Source organism: Pseudoalteromonas sp. NJ631, assembly GCF_000276645.1.
In the GTDB taxonomy this organism is placed as follows: domain Bacteria; phylum Pseudomonadota; class Gammaproteobacteria; order Enterobacterales; family Alteromonadaceae; genus Pseudoalteromonas; species Pseudoalteromonas piscicida.
The window spans coordinates 179566-200732 of the sequence record NZ_AKXJ01000001.1 but is presented as its reverse complement, the minus strand read 5'-3'; the positions used below and the strand labels follow the sequence as shown (position 1 = coordinate 200732).

At 43.5% G+C, this 21167-nt stretch carries 15 protein-coding genes and 1 other RNA gene; 11 read left to right on the top strand and 5 right to left on the bottom strand.

Annotated features, from left to right (window positions below; translation table 11 throughout):
- The first annotated feature begins 2 nt into the window (after positions 1-2).
- The 4 genes from dnaE (at position 3) to A587_RS0100920 (ending at position 6202) form a co-directional block, all read left to right on the top strand.
- Positions 3-3494 carry a DNA polymerase III subunit alpha gene (gene dnaE, locus A587_RS0100935; RefSeq protein ID WP_017216082.1) on the top strand — a complete coding sequence of 1164 codons (3492 nt, stop codon included), beginning with the start codon at positions 3-5 and terminating at the stop codon, positions 3492-3494.
- A 16-nt stretch (positions 3495-3510) separates the two neighbouring features.
- Complete coding sequence (gene accA / locus A587_RS0100930) at positions 3511-4467, top strand: acetyl-CoA carboxylase carboxyl transferase subunit alpha (RefSeq protein ID WP_010371368.1); 957 nt, start codon at positions 3511-3513, stop codon at positions 4465-4467.
- An 87-nt stretch (positions 4468-4554) separates the two neighbouring features.
- Positions 4555-5862, top strand: a complete 1308-nt coding sequence (gene tilS / locus A587_RS0100925; RefSeq protein ID WP_017216081.1) for a tRNA lysidine(34) synthetase TilS — start codon at positions 4555-4557, stop codon at positions 5860-5862.
- Complete coding sequence (locus A587_RS0100920; RefSeq protein ID WP_010371379.1) at positions 5855-6202, top strand: hypothetical protein; 348 nt, start codon at positions 5855-5857, stop codon at positions 6200-6202. The genes tilS and A587_RS0100920 overlap by 8 nt, the downstream gene beginning before the upstream one ends.
- Positions 6203-6236: 34 nt before the next feature.
- On the opposite strand, the gene A587_RS0100915 is transcribed toward A587_RS0100920, so the two are convergent.
- The gene (locus A587_RS0100915; RefSeq protein WP_010371382.1) at positions 6237-7133 is read right to left on the bottom strand and encodes a GGDEF domain-containing protein; all 897 of its coding nucleotides are present in this window, start codon (positions 7131-7133) and stop codon (positions 6237-6239) included.
- Positions 7134-7286: 153 nt separating this feature from the next.
- Between A587_RS0100915 and A587_RS0100910 the strand changes: the two genes are divergently transcribed.
- Positions 7287-9257, top strand: a complete 1971-nt coding sequence (locus A587_RS0100910; RefSeq protein WP_017216080.1) for a monovalent cation:proton antiporter-2 (CPA2) family protein — start codon at positions 7287-7289, stop codon at positions 9255-9257.
- A gap of 98 nt (positions 9258-9355) precedes the next feature.
- Here the strand turns inward: A587_RS0100910 and A587_RS0100905 are convergent, their stop codons facing one another.
- Positions 9356-11446: a winged helix-turn-helix domain-containing protein gene (locus A587_RS0100905; protein WP_017216079.1), complete on the bottom strand. Its 2091-nt coding sequence runs from the start codon at positions 11444-11446 to the stop codon at positions 9356-9358.
- 115 nt (positions 11447-11561) lie between these two features.
- Between A587_RS0100905 and A587_RS0100900 the strand changes: the two genes are divergently transcribed.
- Entirely contained in the window at positions 11562-12773 is a 1212-nt protein-coding gene (locus A587_RS0100900; protein WP_017216078.1) for an alpha/beta hydrolase-fold protein, read from the top strand.
- A gap of 161 nt (positions 12774-12934) precedes the next feature.
- Here A587_RS0100900 and A587_RS0100895 read toward each other — a convergent pair whose 3' ends face one another.
- From A587_RS0100895 to A587_RS0100885, 3 genes are read right to left on the bottom strand one after another with little or no spacing between them, the layout of a single operon-like run.
- The gene (locus tag A587_RS0100895; protein WP_017216077.1) at positions 12935-13516 is read right to left on the bottom strand and encodes a GNAT family N-acetyltransferase; all 582 of its coding nucleotides are present in this window, start codon (positions 13514-13516) and stop codon (positions 12935-12937) included.
- Between the two features lie 3 nt (positions 13517-13519).
- Entirely contained in the window at positions 13520-14701 is a 1182-nt protein-coding gene (locus A587_RS0100890; RefSeq protein WP_017216076.1) for a beta-propeller fold lactonase family protein, read from the bottom strand.
- A gap of 30 nt (positions 14702-14731) precedes the next feature.
- Positions 14732-15871: a patatin-like phospholipase family protein gene (locus A587_RS0100885; protein WP_017216075.1), complete on the bottom strand. Its 1140-nt coding sequence runs from the start codon at positions 15869-15871 to the stop codon at positions 14732-14734.
- A 554-nt stretch (positions 15872-16425) separates the two neighbouring features.
- Here A587_RS0100885 and A587_RS0100880 point away from each other — a divergent pair.
- The 5 genes from A587_RS0100880 to A587_RS0100865 all read left to right on the top strand — a co-directional run bounded on the left by A587_RS0100880 (position 16426) and on the right by A587_RS0100865 (position 21154).
- On the top strand, positions 16426-17304 hold the full coding sequence (locus A587_RS0100880; protein WP_017216074.1) for a DUF3014 domain-containing protein: 879 nt from the start codon (positions 16426-16428) through the stop codon (positions 17302-17304).
- Between the two features lie 146 nt (positions 17305-17450).
- Positions 17451-17547, top strand: an RNA gene (ffs, locus tag A587_RS24600) — signal recognition particle sRNA small type.
- A gap of 205 nt (positions 17548-17752) precedes the next feature.
- Entirely contained in the window at positions 17753-18307 is a 555-nt protein-coding gene (locus A587_RS0100875; RefSeq protein WP_232288002.1) for a TnsA endonuclease N-terminal domain-containing protein, read from the top strand.
- Entirely contained in the window at positions 18300-20138 is a 1839-nt protein-coding gene (locus A587_RS0100870; protein WP_017216072.1) for a Mu transposase C-terminal domain-containing protein, read from the top strand. Before A587_RS0100875 ends, A587_RS0100870 begins: the two co-directional genes overlap by 8 nt.
- A gap of 2 nt (positions 20139-20140) precedes the next feature.
- Entirely contained in the window at positions 20141-21154 is a 1014-nt protein-coding gene (locus A587_RS0100865) for a TniB family NTP-binding protein (RefSeq protein WP_017216071.1), read from the top strand.
- Positions 21155-21167 lie beyond the last annotated feature (13 nt).

The following is a 21167-nucleotide window of genomic DNA, read 5'->3' as shown; positions in this document are numbered from 1 at the left end:
GCATGCCAGCCCCGCAGTTTGTCCATTTGCGTGTACATAGTGACTTCTCAATGGTGGATGGTCTAGCGAAGACCAAACCAATTGTGGCAAGGGCCGAAGAGCTTGCAATGCCTGCGCTTGCCATCACCGATCAAATGAACTTATGTGGTTTGGTGCGTTTTTATGGTGGCGCACACGGGGCAGGGATCAAGCCAATAATTGGTGCGGATTTTTGGCTAAAGTCAGATCAATTTCCCGATGAGCCGAGTAGAATTCTCGTTCTTGCTAAGAACAATCAAGGGTATAAAAACCTCACCTTGTTGATCTCCGATGCGTATCTTCGTGGTCATGTATTCCATCGCCCTGTAATTGATAAAGAGTGGCTTGCAAAATACAAAGAAGGGCTGATCCTTATCTCTGGCGCGAAAGATGGCGACTTAGGTAAGGCCATCTTAAAAGGCAATCCTAAGCTAATTGAAGAAACGCTGGCGTTTTACGAGCAACATTTTAGCAACCATTTTTATATTGAGCTGCAACGCACTGCACGTGCACAAGAAGAAGAATATCTCCATGGTGCTGTAGAGGTCGCGGCTGCGCGTAATATACCGGTTGTGGCGACGAATGAAGTGGTGTTTTTACATGAGAAAGACTTTGATGCCCACGAAATTCGTGTTGCTATTCACGACGGCTATACATTAGAAGACAAAAATCGACCAAAGCGCTTTTCTAAAGAGCAATATTTAAAGACTTCTGAGCAAATGCAAGAACTCTTTAGTGACATTCCAGAAGCTTTAGAAAACACCGTAGAAATCGCCAAACGCTGTAACGTGACGGTACAGCTTGGCACCTACTTCCTACCAGATTATCCAACGGGCGATCTGGCGATTGAAGATTTCTTGGTAAAAGTATCGCGAGATGGTCTAGAAGAACGTTTGCAGTTCTTATTCCCTGATGAAAATGACCGCAAAGAAAAGCGTGGTGAGTATGACGACCGTCTGCAGGTTGAACTCGACGTTATCAACCAAATGGGATTCCCAGGTTACTTCTTAATCGTAATGGAGTTCATTCAGTGGAGTAAGGATAACGGCATCCCTGTAGGTCCTGGTCGTGGTTCCGGTGCCGGCTCTTTGGTGGCATATGCGCTTAAGATCACAGATCTTGACCCACTTGAATTCGATCTCCTATTCGAACGATTCCTTAACCCAGAACGGGTTTCGATGCCAGACTTTGACGTCGACTTCTGTATGGATAGACGAGACGAGGTAATTGACCACGTTGCTAAACTGTATGGTCGGGACGCAGTATCTCAGATCATCACCTTTGGTACGATGGCGGCAAAAGCGGTAATTCGAGACGTTGGTCGTGTGCTTGGTCACCCTTATGGCTTCGTAGATAGGATTTCCAAGCTTGTACCTGGTGACCCTGGTATGACACTTGCCAAAGCGTTTGATGTTGAACCTCGCCTGCCAGAAGCTTACGATAGCGATGAAGAAGTTCGTGAACTGATTGATAAATGTCGCATTCTTGAAGGCTGTACACGTAACGCGGGTAAGCACGCCGGTGGTGTTGTTATCTCGCCTACCACCATTACCGACTTTGCAGCGCTGTATTGCGACGAAGAAGGTAAGTTCCCAGTTACCCAGTTTGATAAGAACGACGTAGAAACCGCAGGTCTGGTTAAGTTTGACTTCCTCGGTCTACGAACGCTAACTATTTTGCAATGGGCGCTCGACATGGCGAACGAACGCCTTGGCAGAGAAAGTCGTGAGCCGATTGATATCGCTGCGATCCCATTGGATGACCCTGCAAGTTTTAAAGTGTTACTAGACGCACAAACCACTGCGGTATTCCAGTTGGAATCTCGTGGTATGAAAGACTTGATCCGTCGCTTGAAGCCAGACTGCTTTGAAGACATGATCGCACTGGTTGCGCTATTCCGTCCGGGTCCTTTGCAATCGGGCATGGTAGATAACTTTATCGACCGTAAGCATGGTCGTGAAGAAGTATCGTATCCAGATGCACAATACCAGCATGAAAGTCTACAACCTATACTAGAACCGACCTACGGGATCATCCTTTACCAAGAACAGGTAATGCAGATAGCGCAGGTGCTTGCAGGTTATAGCCTAGGTGGCGCTGACTTGCTTCGTCGTGCGATGGGTAAGAAAAAGCCTGAAGAAATGGCGAAGCAACGTGCAACGTTCGAAGATGGTGCCAAAGATAATGGCGTCGAAGGCGAACTTGCGATGAAAATCTTCGACTTGGTAGAAAAGTTCGCGGGTTACGGCTTTAACAAATCACACTCCGCAGCCTACGCGTTAGTGTCGTACCAAACGCTATGGATGAAGACCCATTTCCCTGCCGAGTTTATGGCGGCGGTAATGTCAGCGGATATGGATAACACCGACAAAATCGTAACCTTGGTAGATGAATGCGAAAACATGAAGTTGACGCTGCTACCACCAGACGTGAATGCCGGTGTTTACAAATTTACTGTAAATCGTCAAGGTGAGATCGTCTATGGTATAGGGGCGATAAAAGGCGTGGGTGAAGGCCCAGTTGAAGCGATCCTTGAAGCGCGAGCCGAAGGGGGAGAATTTAAAGATTTATTCGACTTCTGTGCCAGAGTTGATTTAAAGCGTCTAAATAAACGCGTGATTGAAAAGCTAATATACGCAGGAGCGCTTGATAAGCTTGGTCCTGACAGAGATCAGCCAGGGCGCGCGACTTTACTGGCAAGCTTAAAGGATGCCATGAAGTCGGCAGAGCAGCACCACAAAGCCGAATCACTTGGACAGAGCGACTTATTTGGTTTGCTAGCGGTTGAGCCCGAGGAGGTTGAACAAGCCTTTATCAAAGCCACGCCGCTTAGCGATAACGAATGGTTAAATGGGGAAAAAGAAACCTTAGGTCTTTATCTAACAGGCCACCCAATTAATCAATATCGCAAAGAATTAAAATATTATACCTCTGGCAAGTTAGTTGACTTACAACCCGGTAATCGTGATACGGTAGCAACCGCGGCGGGACTGGTTATCAATGCTCGTACCTTGATAAACAAAAAAGGAGCGCGTTGGGGACTTATCACTTTAGATGACAAAAGTGCCCGAATTGATGTACGCTTATTTCCTGAACAGTTTGAAATGTACCAAGAAATGCTGCAAATTAACCAAATCTTGGTAATATCTGGACAGGTCAGCTTTGATAACTTCTCTGGTGGCATTACAATGACCGCAAGAGAAATCTCTACCATTGCTCAGGCGCGAGAAAAGCGTATTAGTGCAATAAAAATGACGCTAAATATGGCTCAAATTGACGCGAACTTCTTTGATAATTTCAAAAAAGTGCTAGAACCATATAAATTTGGAACGTGTCCGGTAAAAATTAAATATCAGCGTCCTGATGCATTAGCAGAGTTAACATTAGGAACACAATGGTGTGTGACGCCAAGTGATGAGCTTTTAACTCGTTTATCACTGTTGGCGGCGCAGGAATTAGAATTAGAATTTAACTAAACAGGTAGTTTAGAGCATGAGCCTCAATTATCTTGAATTTGAACTTCCAATCGCTGAATTGGAAGCAAAGATCAAAGAATTACAAAACGTTAGTCGCTCTGGCGATTTAGATCTTAGCCTTGAAGAAGAGATCAGCCGCTTAAAAGACAAAAATGTTGAGCAAACAAAGAAAATTTTCGACGGTTTAGGCGCTTGGCAAGTGTCTCAATTAGCACGTCATCCGCTTCGTCCATATACTCGCGACTATATTGAACGCATTTTTACCGAGTTTGACGAGTTCGCAGGCGACCGTACTTTTGCTAACGATCCGGCTATTCTTGGTGGTGTTGCACGTCTTGACGACAAGCCAGTAATGATTATCGGTCAGCAAAAAGGTCGTGATACGGCTGAAAAAATCAAACGTAACTTTGGTATGCCAAAGCCTGAAGGCTACCGTAAAGCATTGCGCTTAATGGAAATGGCTGAACGCTTTAAGATGCCAATCATTACTTTTATCGATACACCGGGAGCCTATCCGGGTGTAGGCGCTGAAGAGCGCGGTCAAAGTGAAGCGATTGCACGTAACCTTAAGGTGATGGCAGCGCTAAAAGTACCAACCATTTGTACCGTAATTGGTGAAGGTGGCTCTGGTGGCGCATTGGCTATCGGGGTTGGTGACAGAGTAAACATGCTGCAATACAGCACGTATTCTGTAATTTCACCGGAAGGTTGTGCTTCTATTCTTTGGAAGAGCGCAGACAAAGCGTCACTTGCCGCTGAAGCTATGGGTGTATCAGCCTCTCGCGTAAAAGAGCTGGATCTTATCAATAACATCATCGAAGAGCCGCTAGGTGGCGCACACCGCAATTACGATGCGATGGCGAAAAACCTGAAAGTGCAGCTTAAACGTGACTTGGCTGATCTTGAAGCACTAAGCACCGAAGAGATGTTAGATCAGCGTTATAAGCGCCTGATGTCATTTGGTTATTGTTAATACGGGTTTCCGCTCGTATTGATATCAATGCTAATTTAAGTTAAAAAGCCGCTATTGAGCGGCTTTTTTTATTGATTGTAAGAAAATATGATTAATAGTCGGGTTTACCAACAAGTAGAGTCAAGTTTAAAGGTATTGAGCTCCAGCATTGACGCCAAAGGGTTATGTATTGCCTTATCTGGTGGTGTGGATTCGGTTGTGTTGCTCCATCTTTGTCGAGAATATGCAAATAAGCATAACATTACACTCCAAGCGGCTTATGTTAATCATGGCTTATCACAGCATGCAACGCAGTGGCAGCAATTTTGCCAATCACTTTGCGAAATACTCAATGTGCCCTTTGTTGCAAAACGGGTTTCGATTACTCGGCAAACCCGTACTAGCCTTGAAGCGCAAGCACGCGAAGCTCGCTATCAAGCTTTAGATGACGCGGCCAAAGCAGGTTTTGCAATCGTACTTGGGCAACATGCCGATGACCAAGTAGAAACTTTCTTACTGAGATTAAAGCGTGGGTCAGGGTTACTCGGGCTTGGAGCGATGAGAGCGATAACTCAGCTGGCATCTGGGCGATATTGTATTCGTCCGTTACTTGCCGTTAGTCGTGGCGAGATTGAAGCATTTGCACAGCAGTGTGGCCTTGAGCATATTACTGATGAGTCCAACGCCGACGATGCGTTTGACCGTAACTTTTTACGCAATCAGGTGATCCCGTTACTTACCTCTCGATTCAATGGTTTTGTAGGTAACACACTGCGTAGTATCGATATTTTACAGCGCCAACAAACCATAATTGATGAGGTGAGTGAAGAAGATTTGCAAAAGTGTCATTGTCGGATGGCGCTAAACATCACGGCTTTACAACAGCTCTCTTGTGCAAGAAGAGATAATGTCATCAGACTGTGGTTATCAAAGCAGGGCATAGAGATGCCGAGTCAAAAACAGTTGGATGAAATGGTACAACAGGCGTTTTCATCACGCCAAGATAGCCAACTTGAAATACGTTTTAAGCAAGGCGCGGTGAGGCGTTATCGTGATGCACTTTATTGGGTAACGGAAACTAGCCAAAAGCATGATATTGAGACCGTGAATCTCAACGAACTCAGCGGGCAAAGTACACCTGTCGCTATGCAAACGGGCAAGGGGCTCCGCAAACCTTTCTCGGACGAAATCGTTAGCATTCGCTACGGCAGACTTAAAGATAAAATCAAACCACAGGGCAAACCTGGCTCTAATACCTTGAAACATTGGCTAAAAGATTTACACATTCCAAGCTGGGAGCGTGATTCTATTGCGGTTGTTTATTACAATGATACACCGGTTGCGGTGAACGGACTGTTTGTGAGTGCCGAACACGCAGAGGACAATGGCATTATTTGGGTAGTAAAAGATGACTGAAAGTAAAAAGATTGGCCAACAGTTAGCGCAAAAAGCGCCTTATGCGGTGGCGTTCACTGTAGTGGTGTTTATCGTACTCTTTATGTCGAGTGAAGTGGTGTGGCTGAATCAAATATTTGCTTCTGCATCTGGCATTATCAGTATCGTGTTTTTACTATTGTATTGGCATGGTAAGGGCGGAATGTATTTTATTCTTGGCCTACTTGCGCCAATGCTTGCGGTGATGTTTTCAGAGTTACCCGATTTCCTTGCGCTTGCATGGGTAATAAATGGATTTTTCAACGGCGCGGCACTTGCCCTGATGGCATACTTATACTTAGGAAAAGATGCTCAGCGTTAACGCATAACACTGAGCAAAAGGGGAAGTGGTTTTTTTATACTGCGCGAGCGCAGTTTCGTCCGGCAGCTTTTGCGCGGTATAAGCCGCTATCCGAACGAGCAAATATGTTGTCGGCAGTATCATGGCTAGATGCCAGCGTAAAGCCAATGCTTGTGGTCACCGTATATTTAGCCAACATGCTCGACTTTCTTACGGCTTCCATAATTCTTTCTGCGATCACTTTGTTGGTTGTAAACGCTGGGTCGTCAATTAAAATGGCGAACTCATCACCACCGAATCTAAATACTGAATCCGTTGCGCGCGTTGAGGTTTGCAAAATACGTGAAAACTCAACCAACACTTCATCACCGGCTTTATGACCATGAACATCATTCACCTGTTTAAAGTTGTCTAAATCTAAAAGCATAAGGCTGAAATTACGATGTTGACGACGGCATCGCTCAAGCTTTTCTTCTAAGTTATCTGCAAACTGGCTGCGATTGTAAAGTCCAGTCAGTGAGTCCTTGGTTGCTAATTGCAATACACGGTTGTACATCAAGGCATTACGCATTGGGTAAATTAAACAGGCGTGTAATTTTGACAATTTTGCCTTGATCGCTTCACTAAATGGAAACTCACTGAAATACACCAACTGGCCTAAGTGCTCTTTTTCGAGCTCAAGATCAAATGTACTAGCCGGAAATTGGCTATCGCTGTCCTTCATCTGAAAGACGCCAAGGCTACAGTGGAACTGGAGTCCCGAAATTTTTGAAATTCTTGCCACATGCTCCGCATAAATAGTCAACAGCTCTTCAATGTTGAGCGTTGTCTGAAGTTTGTCGACTAATCGCGCGTAGTGTTCACCGCCTTGCGTACTATACTGTTCAGAATTGAACGGCAAGTAATCGCCTCTGGTCGGCAATCTTTGTGTCAAAATATGGACATTTTCCATATTTCTTCCCCTTAAATACAACAATACATGATTAATATGCGAACTTTGTGCCAAAAATTTAAACTGGCTTAAAAACAAACGCTTGCTATATTTAAAAGAAAGAATAAGAAATCCACCTTTACTCCCCGTCAATTTTTTCGCTCAGGAGGCAGATTGCAAAGTATCTTCGCGCAGGTTTTTGCCTTGCTATTATGTGCTGTGATTTTAGTCTGGTCCTTTAAGCGGATTGGCTTGCCGCCTATTCTGGCTTATTTGCTCACTGGAGTAATTGCGGGCAGTCACGGCATTGGATGGATGAGTGACAGCCAAGAAATTCACTTTATGGCCGAGCTTGGGATCGTGTTTTTACTGTTCAGTTTAGGGCTTGAATTTTCCGTGCCAAAATTAATGGCAATGCGAAACGTAGTATTCGGTTTAGGGAGTTTGCAGGTCATTGTGACCACGATCATCGGTATGTTAGTGTTGCGTTTTATGCAATATGAGTGGGTGGGCGCATTTGTGATTGCGAGCCTCATTGCACTCTCTTCTACAGCGGTTGTGGTTAAGCTGTTAAAAGAGCTTGGGATGCTCAACACACGCCATGGTCAGCTCGGTATTGGCATGTTGTTATTCCAAGATATTGCTGTTGTGCCACTGCTCATCGCGTTTCCGCTTATTTCCTCTGCGAGTAATTCAGAGCTGGCGTCAGCGCTACTTTTTGCGTTTGCCAAGGGAGCGGTTGTGTGTCTGGTTTTATGGGCAATAGGTAAGTGGTTACTACCTAGAATATTCAACGAAATCGCATTGGTAAGAACAGATGAGCTCTTTGTTTTATCTACCTTGGTTGTTGCCCTGTGCGCGGGGTCACTCACTTATGCATTCGGGCTTTCAATGGCGCTCGGCGCATTTTTAGCGGGCATGATGTTAGGGGAAAGCCAATATCGACATCAGCTTGAGGCAGAAATTAGACCATTTCGAGATATTTTAATGGGACTCTTTTTTGTCACGGTGGGTATGCAGCTAAATATTCCTTATGTGCTCGACCAGTTTATTTATATTGTTGCAGCACTTGCCGCTGTGCTTGTGATCAAAGTGTTGATCATCGTTGGCGTTGCGCAGTTAATGGGTGAGCGTAAAAAAGATGCTTGGGGCGCTGGTATTTTGATCTGGCAGATGGGGGAATTTGGCTTTGTGTTACTCGCGCTTGCCAGTAAACATCAGTTGTTGGATCAAAATGCGGTGTCCTTTTTGATCACGCTTGGCGTGTTGTCTATGGCGTTAACGCCTTATCTTATTAGTAAAACCGCACATATTCTCAATATCTTGGGAATAGAAAAAGACTGGCAACCCGAAGCTCCGAGTGGTTATAACGCGGCTGATTTAAAAAATCATGTTGTGATTTTTGGCTACGCGCGTGTTGGTCAAACTATCGCACGATTTTTACGTCCAGAGGCTATTCCATATATTGCGGTAGAGCGCAACCCGCAAATTGTACAAGACGCACAAATTGCGGGTGAGCCCGTGTTATTTGGTCATGCGGCACAAAAAACGCTGTTAAAGTCAGCAAATATTGATAAAGCGCGCTTGGTTATCATTACCTTTGATGACTTTGAACAGACGCAAGTGGTTGTTGACGCCATTCGTCGGCGTACCCACGAAGTGAAGATCTTGGTACGCATGAAAGATGACAGCTACATGGAGCAATTAAAAGCCATGGGCGTCGCAGAAGTTGTGCCAGAAACTTTAGAGGCAAGTTTGATGCTGGTTTCCCATGTGCTGTACATGTCTGGCGTGCCAATGCGCAGGATTTTTCGTCGCGTCAGTAAAGAGCGAGAAAATCGTTATCCGTATTTACATGGTTTTTTTGCTGGAGACAGCAGTGATCTGCATGAAGTCACAGGCGAGCGACTAGAATATTTGCATGCCATTGCTTTGCCTGACCATGCATTTGCCGTTAACAAGTCAATCGCTGAGCTTGAGCTCAAGGTTAAGCGCGTTGATATTACTGCATTAAGACGGGACGGCGAAGAAATTGCTCAACCAGATGAGCAAACCATTTTACGCGTTAATGATGTTTTGCTGTTAAAGGGGAAACCCCGCCGCGTTGAACGTGCGGAGCAGTTTTTACTCGATGGCCTGCCATAATAACGTTTCTTAAATTTGTGCTTTTTTAACAGATCGCCGCGTAAAGCGTCTCCTACGACATGGAGTAGGAGCAGGTTTACCCTGCGTTCTTGCGCTATCTATGTGCCTTGATCATCAGGTGTATTAAATGACACGATATGCTTTTGCATCAAATGCATTTGAGTAAACAAAAAGGTTTCACCGTTAAAATCTGCCAAGTAGCGGCTGTTACTGGGTACCTCTGCAAGGTGTTGATATATCCTTGCACTGAGATGATAAGACCATAGTTGGTTGTCGTTGTTTACGCCGTACAATATACCATCTTTATAAACGGCAAATGGCTGCGCTAACTGAGCGCGTAACGCATGGATCTCAGTCGGTACAGGAGCTGTGTTTGTGTCAACAAGCCAAAAACGCTGACTCATATCTTGATAAAGAAAATGCTCACTATCTACTTGCACGGCCCAAACTACATTTTCAGAAACAATGAGTGAGGCTTCTTTGGTATCTTTATTAATAATGTAAAGTCCAGCATTTCCATTCTCCCTTGCTGTGACCAATAACGTCGTTGGCGTTAGCCACTGCAGGACAGAATCAATGGCAAGCGAATTAGCAATGAGGGTTTTATCACCATTTAAAGACCACAACGTGAGTCCTTTTTGCGTCGTGCCTGCTATCGCATTACCCGCAGGAGACCACACAATTCGTTTGCTGATATTGTCATGCTGTGAATCGGTGAGCTGTGAAACACCTTGATCATTGTAAAGCCATATTTGCCTTGAACCAGTACGTGTAGATGTAAAAGCAATATGATCACCATGAGGTTGAAACTGTGGGTTGTCCTCCTTCATTGTTGTTCTGGCTATCTTTGCTGCCGAAGCGGTTTGGTGATTTCGTATCTGAGCAAGACTTAAGGTAAAAATATCGGTATCGGCATTTATCTGTGTCGCTAAGATCTGTTTTCCATCAGCTGAAAAAGAAGCCTCTCTTAGATTCTTTCTGCCCCCAGTATCAAGAGCAATCATTCTCCCGTTGGTTTGCAGTTTATAAAGTCCGTTGGTCGTCGATGCGAGCAAATACTCGCCGCTTGGGTGGTAACTGACTTCAATTGGCTGCAATGGTGACAATTCGTGCGGTAGTACTATCTTTGCCGTGATCGTTGGCGTCTTATCGGGATTGTAAATATTCAGGTGATGAGAGTTGTGCTCATCAATGCTTACCATGGCGAAAACATTTTGATTTGCAAGGTAGTCAAGAGTGTAGTTTTCAAAGTTTGGCAAATACTCGGTAGTGAGGCTTTTTCTTGTTTTTAAATCAAAAAGGTAGGGCACTGCTTGTTTAGGACGCAAATGAGATAAGTAACTTATCTCGCCATTTTTCATCCAATTTGCACGCCACATGGGCTTTTCTTGGCAAGCGATAACGGCATGTGGATTTTGTGGTGAGTTGATTGCAGTATCGACATTTAGTGTGTTTAAAGACCAGCAAAAGGGAGACGTCTCTTGAGCCTTGCAATGACTCCGTTCGGTAAAAGTTAGTTGCTTTGCGTCGTGTGACCAACTTGGTTTTCCGTACACGCCTTGGCGAGCGGTTAAGCGAGAGGTGTTGTGCGAGGCTAGATTTTTTACCCAAAGCTGACTATGGCAATTATCGCTAAAGCGCTGAAAAACAATCCATTGGCCATCAGGTGAGTAGCTGGCATTTGCATCCCATGCGTCACTTGTGGTCATTGGAGTAAAAGTAGGTTGAATAGGTACTTTGGGGTTGGTCTCTGGTTGAATTGTAACCGTAAAGAGATAAGCCGTGATAACTATGGCTAGGGCCGCTACACCAAGTTTTGCAGCGCGTGGGCGAGATTTTTGAGTCGCTTTATGCGCGCTCGGCTTATCGCTTATCGACGTAACGGGTGCCTCTAAACTATAGCCTTTTTTACTGTGCGTTTTTATAAACTCTAACTCACTATCAGCATATTTGAATACTTGGCGAATTTGGAAAATGCAGCGCTGCAATGTATTGGGAGAAACAACTCTGTCGTGCCAAACGGTGTTAAGTAGTTGCTCAAAGCTCACCACTTCTCCTGGTTGTTTTGCCAATTCACAAAGCACCGCTATTGCTTTAGGGGGGAGCGCATAAGTCTGTTGGTCGATAACAATATGATTGCGATTTACATCCACAAGGTGATCTGCAATCAAAAACTGCTTTAATTCCATTTTAAAATTCTTTTTTCAGCGAATTATCAGCGAAAAATCAGCAAACTTTGCTGTTTTATCGCCCTGTTTTTTCCTAATGTAACACACTGATAAAAATAAACTAAAAAGGAAAGTCATGCGTTTTATTATTTTGCTAGTGTTAATGCTACTTGCTGCATTGAGCAAGGTGTATGGGCAAACATTAGAACAACAAGCCATCACGATTGGGTCTAAAATAACCTTTGCATCTAAGATATTAAGTGAGAATAGGGAGGTCATGGTTTATACGCCAAATGATTATGACCCTAAGAAACAATATCAAGTGTTGTACTTACTCGATGCTGAATTCTTTTTTACCCAAACCGTGGGTATTGTGGAGTCTTTGGTTAGCACTGGAAAAATACCTGCTACCATCGTTGTTGGGTTGAAAACCACGGTGAGAACTAGAGACTACTTACCGCCAATTAACGGTGAGCCCCAAAGTGATAGACAGCGCTGGATTAAAGAGAAGTTTCCTCAATTTGGCAAGACAGCCGAATTTACAGCCTTCTTAACTCGGGAGTTATTTCCTTTCATTGAGTCGCAATATTCACTCAAACCTAATCGTACGTTAGTAGGGTATTCCAATGGTGGGATCTACGGACTACACACCTTTTTAAATAAGCCAGAGATATTTACTAATTATCTGCTTGTTAGTCCGCCAGGTTGGTGGGGTGAGGAAGAGCTGGATCAGCAGTTTAAAGCACTTAGCAACTCAACGCATGATTTACGTCGCAATCTGTATATTAGTATCGCAGGGGAAGGTGGCGACTTTTACACCAACGGTATGCGAGTTGCGTCAAACCTGAAAGCACTCAGATCAAAAGAGGTAAATTGGCAATTTAGCCTTAAAGAATTGGAAACGCATCAAACTACGTTTTATCCAAGTCTCTATGAAGGATTAACGAAACTTTTTGACGATTTCTACTTTGAGCTCAATGAAGAAGCCGGAAAATATGCGCATATCTCTGATATTGAAGATTATTATCTAAAGCTTTCTAAGCGCTATGAGTTTGATGTGTTAGTGCCAGAGTCTATATACAGAGCACTTGCTGACGCGCAAACCAGCCATAAACGCCTAGACGCTGCGCTCGCGACTTTAAATGCATTTGTCACGCGTTATCCCGACTCGTCTTATGCCCATGCCAGCCTAGGCCATGGATATTTAGAGAACAAAGCGTATAACAAGGCGCTGAAAAGCTTTAATCACGCCTTGCAACTTGCGAACGCACAGCAAGTCGACGATCCGTCAGTATATGATTATTTCGAAAGCATGATAGCTCAAGCAAAAAGCAAAATCGTGCAGTAAGCTATACAGATCGCCGCGTAAAGCGGCTCCTACAACACGGAGTAGGAGCAGGTTCACCCTGCGATCTTGTGCGCTGTTTTTGTTGCTACAGAGCGCCGCGTAAAGCATCTCCTACAACACAGAGTAGGAGCAGGTTTACCCTGCGATCTTTTATGCTTTTACTACCTGTAGAGCTTGCTCAATAAATGCTGCTTAACGGTGGGCCATTCTGAGGCGATAATCGAATACACAACGGTGTCTCTTAGCTCGCCGTTTCTACCGAACTGGTGGCTGCGCAAGATACCATCGAGCTTGGCGCCAAGTCGCTCAATGGCATTGCGAGAGGCATGATTAAAAAAGTGGGTTCTAAACTCTACGGCAATGGCGTCAAAATCTTCAAAAAGTTGCTGTAACAGCAAAAACTTACACTCCGTGTTAACCGCTGTTCGACGCACTTTATCGCTGTACCAAGTATAGCCTAGCATGGCACGGCGATTGGCTATATCTGCATTGTAATAGCGGGTGGTTCCCACGATTTCGTTACTGCTATTTAGCCTTACCGCATAGGCAAGGTTGCCTTCAGATGCTTGACTTATCGCAGTGTTAACATAGCGTTCCATATCGTCTGGGGTGGGGACATTGGCATACCAAAGCTTCCATGATTCACCATCTTTTACTGCCTGTTGCAGGGCATTAATATGTGTTGTTGATAATGGTTCAAGGGTGACATGCTGTCCTATCAGTGGTTTATCAGTTGGCCACATGCGTTACTGCTTCCTTATTTTGAGTATTTTGATGGTATCTTGTTTTGCAAGAGATACGGCTAAATGATTTGCGTCAGTCACAAAAGCCAAGGCCGATATATTGGCTAAGGGATTGGTCAAATCATCAAAAGTTGCGATATGTGTGAGCTTGCCCGTTGCGGTAACGCTAAACTCTGCAATACCAGAGCTACTCTCAGAGGCTGCGAACAACCTTTTGCCATCAGCAGCAAGTAACAAGGTGGAGACACCGTTAAGTGGCTTGCCAACTTGGTTTGCATCAATGGTCTGGAGCAAATGATATTGGCCGTTTTGTTGACGCTCAAAGGCTAAAATGCTGTTACTGCCCGCCGCTGCAACATAAAAAACAGTGAAATCTGAGCTTGCAACCAAGGCTTGTGGTTTACTGAGCGCGAGCAGGTTAGTGTCGTTTTTAACGATGCGCTGCTTAACAGTATAAGTACCTTTTGTCTGTTGCCACAGCGTAATGACATCGCCTTCATAACCTGCGACGATAAGCGCGTTAGCCTCTTTACTTACTAGCACATCCACAGGTCCACCCATATCAGTTTGCTCAGCGCTGTCAATTGGGCCGAGCCATGTCACGCTGTTTGCAGGAGTGATCCTAAAAGCAGTGATGGTATTGCTTTTATAACTTGGGATAAATGCATAGCGCTTGTCGCCACTTAAGCTAATTTTCCAAGGTGCAAACAAGCTAAGAATGTCATGAGCTGAGGCATTTTTGGTTGGATCAAACACCACTTTGTAAGACACTTCGTCAGAAAAGGTTTGCACAAGATTAAACTTACCCGTTTTATCTTTTGCAAGCACATTTAATGCACCATCGTAAAAGCTAGTGTTAAGAATGAGATTGCTATTTACGAATACCGCATCGGATGCGCCAGTAAGTAAAAGCGGATGCGCGTCGCTCGATTGAAAGAGTTGCTCTTGGACTAGCTGTTTATTTGCATCAAGCGTAAATGTAACCACTGCGTTATCGTCGCCACTTACTGCAACGGCCTGCGTACCTTGGTGATTAAAACGCAGCTGCCTTGGATTATCTAAGCCGCTAAACCCAGCGGTGTTATTTTGGATGATTTGAACAACATCGAACGTTTGGCTGTATGCGCTAAATGAAATTGACCCAAGTGCGATAAGCAAAAGTGCGCTTATAGTAGGTTTATACATCTTTACTACCTATTTTTATTATTGTAAATCTTACTTGAGCTCCAAAAACTCTCTCATTTCGTCCAAGCGGTTCATGCCGTCTTCAAATCCAAGCGCAATGAGTTTTTGTGTATAAGTACGCTCAAACAGCAAGTAACTCGTTAAACTCGACGGCGAATGCTTTTTAACCCCCATGGTTCTGAGCAACAGCTTGATTGCCAACGGCATATCTTCGTAATAATGATCTGCGACTTCATTAAAATTAACCGTTGGCTTGATGAGCATATGATCTACTCGCCTAAGCTCTTTGTGCTTTTCTCTGGCCGGTAGCAAACTTACCGTACGGTTGACGCGGTCGAGCCGTTCGATGTCTGAATTTAAGGTATCGCTAAACACACTGTCTAGCAGGTGACCGGCGACCACAGACATTCCTGGAAAATGCGGTTCATAACCGAGCGGCTGTGGTAGTTTCGGTTGCTCAACACCGATCACAAAGATTTTATCCGCACCTAAATGAATGGCAGGGCTAAGCGGGGAGAGCTGGTGGATAGAGCCATCACCATAGTAATGATGCTTAACGCGCACGCTTGGAAACACCATAGGTATAGCCGAACTTGCCATGAGTAAGTCGAGCGAAATCGTGCCCGGAACGCCTTCGCGCTTTGAGCGCTGCCAAGGTTCAGCATTGTTCGCCTGATAAAACGCCACAGATTTACCAGTAGAATAGCTTGAAACCGTAATAGCGATGGCATCAAGATAATGGCGGTGTAGATTGTGATCGATGCGATTTAAATCAAGCACATTGGCCAGCAGCTTTCGAAGCGGCGAGTTATTTAACAAGCTGGCTGGTGGCTGATTAAGGTATTGCGCTTGAAAGCTGCGCATCATATTGGCAAATAAATGGCCGTATGCACCCGTAAACGAGCTTTTGTACACCATGTCGGTGCTAAAGTTCTTCCAAATATATTCAACTTTTTTCACCGCAAGGTGAAAGCAAGATGCGTAACAGGCAATCCCCGCCGAGTTAATTGCGCCGGCAGAGGTGCCTGTAATGATTTCAAAAGGGAGGGGAGAAGTACGAGGCATACTCTGCGCAAGCGCCTTTAATACCCCGACTTGATAAGCGGCCCTTGCACCACCTCCAGTCAGTAGTAAGGCAATTTTTTTATCACTCGTTCTGTGCTTTCTCAAAAGAGGCCATCCTGCTGTTAAATTTTATTAATTTAAATTTGGTCTTTTTATGCGTTATTTATCTTTGTTGATGTTGTAATGCTTTAGGTGCAAAGAGTTGATAACTCCAGTAAATGCGTTATTTTTAGTAGTAAAGTGCCACTTTGCCCTTAAGCCGCTTATAGGTTGTATTATTTATTCTAGTTGAACCTAGCTAAAACCCAAGTTGTCTGAGAGCACACACCCGCGCGACATATTAGGCTATTATTTTGAAATTTAAGCACTAAAGCGCTATGGTGGCACAAACAAATTTTAACAAACTAGCGGTTTAATTTAGTCGCTAATTGGCGCGATTTTGTATTTAATAAAGTGGCAATTTAGCTTAACTTCAATGTACTGAACTTAAGTTCGGTGCTCAAGTATTTTTATTAAGATCAAATGTTTGAACAAGGTGTAGCCAGAGTTTGCACCACAACGCATTTTTTTAGGGTTTCAGCGCGCATTAAGTTATTAGTCAAGTATTTGGTGATAGTTTTACATTAACGCGTATCAACAATGACGAAGAGGGAGTCCCCATGTCAGAGAATCATCAAGAAGGTAATAAAAGACCTTCTAACAGCCAGTTGTTATTTGCCGCGGTAGTTGTACTAGCGTTGATTATTGTGGCTGTGTTTGTGCTAGCACAAAAAGACACTCCATCGACGGAAAACCAAAAGGTAAAGCAAGATATTGTTGTGCCTGAACAAACAGAAACGCCACTAGTCAATACCGCAAGAGAAACACCACCTGAACAAGTGGTTGAGCCTGAAGTAACCTTGCCACCGCAACGAGAGCAAATCGAGCCAGAGCAAGTAGAACCGGTTGAACCTGAAGTAACACTACCACCGCTTTCACAAAGTGATACAGAAATTAAAGAAGCGGTATCAAATTATCTCTCTAATCAAGCGGTAGAATTACTGGCAGATGACGACGTGATCCGCCGCACTGTAGTTTATGTAGATAACCTAGCAAAGGGTAAAGTGGCAGAAAACCATGCACCAGTGGTGAAGCCGCAAGATGGCTTTAGCGTAATTGATGACGACATTATTATTACCGACCCTAACAGTTACGAGCGTTACACACCTTATGTCGCCATGTTCGACACCATGAGCACCGCACAAGTGGTTAGACTATATGACCAATACAAACCATTATTTGAAGAAGCATACGAAGAAATAGGCTACGAAGGAGATGCATTCAACGGCACGTTAACTGATGCAATCGACGAGTTGTTGGCAACACCCATTCCAGACACCGCACTGCCTTTGGTAAAAGACTCAGTTACCTATAAATATGCTTATGCAGAATGGGAGCAACTTTCTCCGGCGCAAAAACAGTTTTTAAGAATGGGCCCTGAAAACATGAAGAAAGTGAAAAAGCGCCTAGAAGAAATCAAAATTGCGTTGAACAAATAAGCACATAGCCTCATAAAATCCACAAAAGCTTGGCAAACTGTTTAAACATCACTCAGTTAGCCAAGCTTTTTGACTTTTCCCTTGCATCCCCCTGCAATCTTCGAGATAATTCTTCCCGCGCCAAACAAGGCCCTCAATGGTAGTCTTATTGGTCCTCTCGCAACAATAGTACGTGAATCTGGTCAGGTCGGGAACGAAGCAGCCACAGCGTATGACTTGTGTGCCGGGATGTGGCTGGTAAGACTGCCACCCAAACCTCCATATTTGTTGTTGTTTGAAGTGTAAGTTGTCATATTAGCCCTTCAAACCTGTCAGAATTTGCATAATAACCTGTCATAGTCTAATTATTAATGAGCACAACTCGTTGGATCTAATAATGATTAGGCGGAAGATCAAACATTCCAGAGTAAAAAGCTTATTCAAGTTTGCCAGTGTAAAAAGCAATTGCATGTGCTTAGTCGAAAGCTCACTCGAATATGATGCATGCTTTTATCTTGAATACTCCCCTAAAATCAAGCATTTCGAGGCACAGCCGTTGCACTTTATGTATACATTTGAAGGGAAAACAACAAAATATACACCTGATTTCCTGCTTACCAATACATCAAATAAACAGCAACTGATTGAAATTAAGCCTAAATATGAAACGGTAAAGCCAGATTTCATTACTCGATTTGCTCAAAAGCGAAAAACCGCTCGCGAAGAGCACGGAATTGATCTTGTATTGGTTACTGAAGCACAGATCTGTGTAGAGCCTATGTTGGATAATTTTAAGCTATTACATCAGTATGCTGGGTATCAAGCACTTACGGAATTACAACATACTATCCTTAATCTCCTCTCCCAATACAATAGGCTTAGTGTCAACGAACTGATCCTACTTCTTAAAGTAACATCGGGAGACACCTTCTCTTCAGTTTGCAGGTTGCTGTCTCTTGGTAAAATTAACTCAGATCTTTCTTCGAAACTCTGCTTAGATTCACTGGTATGGCGTGATGAATAAAGATGACTTTGGTTTTGAAGATGAGTTTACTAATGAGCCTGCACTATTTAAGCCCATTGAGCCGAAGTCAATTAATCGAGACTTAGCTACATATCCTAAAAACATCCAACAAACCGCAGTTGCTCGAACTAAATATTTGCAATGGATTTCAAAACGATTGATTGGAGGATGGACGGAGAAAAACTTAACTTCTTTGTTAAAAGATATCCCAAGCTTTGAAGGGGAAAAGGTTCCTTCATGGCGAACGTTAGCAAGGTGGCACAAGCTATATGTAGAATCAGGCGGAAACATACTTTCGCTCGTCCCGAGGCACGACCGCAAGGGCAATAGAAATACACTTTCAGAGACAGACAAATTTTTTGAGATGGCTCTGAATCGCTATCGCACAAAAGAGCGCCTATCTGTTGCGGCGGTGTATAGGTATTACAAAGACCTCATAACATTGGAGAACGATTCGGTTATCTCTACGCCTTTAAAAGCTTTGTCTTACAAAGCATTCAAAAACCGAATAGATAGCTTACCTCAATATGATCTGATGGTGGATAGATATGGCAAACGGCTAGCAGATATTGAGTTTGCCACAGTTGATAGCCACACCTTACCCCTACGGCCTTTAGAAAGAGTAGAAATTGATCACACTCCATTGGATGTAATTTTGCTTGATGATGAAACACTCGTGCCTCTGGGTCGGGCCAATCTAACATTACTGATGGATGTATATAGCCGGTGCATTATTGGATTTCATATTGGTTTTAAAAGCCCAGGCTATATCGCTGTAATACAGGCTATACGTCAAGCAATGATACCAAAGGAGTCTATCGTAAGTAGATATCCTGATGTAACAGGTGATTGGCCGTGTCATGGAAAGATAGGTACTTTAGTGGTTGATAACGCCTGTGAGTTTTGGTGTGAATCGTTAGACTCTGCTTGTCGTCAGGTAGTTACAAATATCCAATTTAACAAAATAGAACGTCCTTGGCATAAGCCTTTTGTAGAAGGTGCATTTAAGACGATCAACAATAAGTACAATGGTGATATCCCCGGGAAAACCTTCTCAAGCATAGCCGAAAAACATGATTATGATCCAAAGAAATATGCTCATGTAAGATTTAGTACATATGTTCATCAGTTTCATAAGTGGGTTATAGACGTTTATCATAAGGAGCCAGATTCACGTTACCGCTATATACCATATGAATTGTGGCAAGAAGGGAATGAGAAAACGCCAGTGTATACATTAGATGCTCAAGAAATAGAAGATTTAGACGTCGTCCTAGGTATTACCACTGAGCGCACCATGCGCAAAGGTGGTATTACATATGAACACATTAGGTATGATAGTGATGAGCTTTCTAGCCTGCGAAAGCTAATGGCACGAAATGAATCAAGAAAAGTCACTATCAAAATAAATCCAAACGATCTCTCTGAAATTTATGTATTTATAAAAGGTGAAGATGGCTATATTACTGTGCCAAGTGTGAGTCCTAAGCAAGAACAAATTAAAGGTCTTTCACTTGATATGCATAAGATAAATGTTCGCCTTTTGAGAGACAAGACTTATGAAAAAGTTGATGAAGTAAGTTTAGCTAAGGCTAGGCTCTACATTAACGAGCGCATTGAAGAGGAAGTAAAAGAAGTCTCTCAAGCCCTCAGAAAAGCGAAAGTTAAAGGGGTGAAAGCAATTGCTAGAGCTAAAAATATTAACAATGAAAACCTGACCTCAATTGCAGCTCCAGCCTTACCCCCTAAAAACAAAGAAGAGATAAAAACGGATCAGCCAAAAGACGATGATAACTGGGATGATTTTGTCTCAGATCTTGAGGCGTTTTAGTTATGCTGACCGAGGCTAAAAAGGCAAAACTCAATCAATTCAAATCGGTGTTTATCGAATACACTATACCAAAGACCATCATAAACGATTTTGACAAACTGCGTTTGCATCACGACCTTGCAGGTGAAAAGCCATGCATGATGTTAAGTGGTGATACTGGGTGTGGTAAATCGGCATTGATTAAACACTATTACGATAACAACCCTCCGCACTTTGCTGATGGTAGGCGAAAAGTACCTGTACTGCTGAGCCGCATTCCTAGTAATCCATCAATTGAATCCACTTTAAAGCAGTTGCTACACGACCTAGGACAGTTTGGTGCTAAATCTAGCAAACGACTTAAACATGGCAATGAAATCGCGTTGGCTGAAAGTTTAGTTGAGCAACTAAAACGCTCAGGTACTGAGCTAATTATTATTGATGAGTTTCAAGAGCTTGTTGAGAACAATCTAGGTAAAAAGCGCCGAGACATTGCGAATCAGTTTAAATATATCAATGAAAAAGCGGGGATCTCCATTGTATTAGTCGGCATGCCTTGGATAGACCAAATAGCCGATGAGCCTCAGTGGTCATCACGGATTTTTATTCGCCGCTTTATTCCTTACTTTAAAATATCAGAGAAAAAAGAGCTTCAACTATTTATTCGTGTTCTTAAAGGGTTTTCAAATCGATTGCCATTTTCAGACAAGCCTCGTTTTGAGGATTTGGATATCGCATTATCGCTTTTTGCCATTTCAAATGGTTGCCTTCGAAAGCTGAAAAACTTCTTAGACTCAGCTCTCACTGAAGCACTTATCAGTGATGCCGTAACGCTCAACAAGCAATACTTAAGTTCTGCGTTTAAGGCATGGCGGCCAGAACTCGACAATGTATTTGAGATGAATGTTAATAAAATTCAAGGTTGTGAGGTGGAACAGTATTCCACATTTAAACCTGATGGGCCTCAAGATGAAGATCCATTTATAGATACCCAGTTTTGTAAGAAAGTGCCACTGGTGCAGTTGTTGAAGAGATAAAATCTGAGCTCAA

Coding starts and splice junctions, on each gene's coding strand:
- A587_RS0100875 (WP_232288002.1), top strand. CDS start 17,753: ATGTGCTTAGTCGAAAGCTCACTCGAATATGATGCATGCTTTTATCTT.
- A587_RS0100895 (WP_017216077.1), bottom strand. CDS start 13,516: ATGTGGCCAACTGATAAACCACTGATAGGACAGCATGTCACCCTTGAA.
- A587_RS0100905 (WP_017216079.1), bottom strand. CDS start 11,446: ATGGAATTAAAGCAGTTTTTGATTGCAGATCACCTTGTGGATGTAAAT.
- A587_RS0100920 (WP_010371379.1), top strand. CDS start 5,855: ATGACTGAAAGTAAAAAGATTGGCCAACAGTTAGCGCAAAAAGCGCCT.
- A587_RS0100870 (WP_017216072.1), top strand. CDS start 18,300: ATGAATAAAGATGACTTTGGTTTTGAAGATGAGTTTACTAATGAGCCT.
- A587_RS0100915 (WP_010371382.1), bottom strand. CDS start 7,133: ATGGAAAATGTCCATATTTTGACACAAAGATTGCCGACCAGAGGCGAT.
- tilS (WP_017216081.1), top strand. CDS start 4,555: ATGATTAATAGTCGGGTTTACCAACAAGTAGAGTCAAGTTTAAAGGTA.
- A587_RS0100890 (WP_017216076.1), bottom strand. CDS start 14,701: ATGTATAAACCTACTATAAGCGCACTTTTGCTTATCGCACTTGGGTCA.
- A587_RS0100880 (WP_017216074.1), top strand. CDS start 16,426: ATGTCAGAGAATCATCAAGAAGGTAATAAAAGACCTTCTAACAGCCAG.
- accA (WP_010371368.1), top strand. CDS start 3,511: ATGAGCCTCAATTATCTTGAATTTGAACTTCCAATCGCTGAATTGGAA.
- A587_RS0100865 (WP_017216071.1), top strand. CDS start 20,141: ATGCTGACCGAGGCTAAAAAGGCAAAACTCAATCAATTCAAATCGGTG.
- dnaE (WP_017216082.1), top strand. CDS start 3: ATGCCAGCCCCGCAGTTTGTCCATTTGCGTGTACATAGTGACTTCTCA.
- A587_RS0100900 (WP_017216078.1), top strand. CDS start 11,562: ATGCGTTTTATTATTTTGCTAGTGTTAATGCTACTTGCTGCATTGAGC.